General features: G+C 68.7%; 1 protein-coding gene. It reads right to left on the reverse strand.

What is annotated here, in order from left to right:
• Positions 1–323 (reverse strand): DNA-directed RNA polymerase subunit alpha C-terminal domain-containing protein (locus AC5P1C_RS44005; protein WP_493871614.1); only part of this gene is annotated, 323 nt, incomplete at both ends.

The raw sequence follows: 323 nt of genomic DNA on the forward strand, positions 1-323 counted from the left end.
ATGTCGAGCAGGTCCGCCTCGGAGCGGGCCACGAGCTCACCCACGGAGTGGATGCCCTCGCGCTTGAGGCAGTTGTAGGAGCGGACGGTGAGGTCAAGGTCCTCGATCGGCAGCACCAGGTCGGCGGCCAGGGCGGCGTCCGTCGGGGACGGACCCATGTCGATGCCCTCGGCCTCGGTGTTGAGCTCGCGGGCCAGACCGAACAGCTCGACCAGGGTCTTGCCTGCGGACGCCATGGCGTCACGGGGGCGCATGGCCTGCTTGGTCTCGACGTCGACGATCAGCTTGTCGAAGTCGGTGCGCTGCTCGACACGCGTGGCCTC

The sequence above is a fragment of the Streptomyces sp. A18 genome, assembly GCF_059026065.1.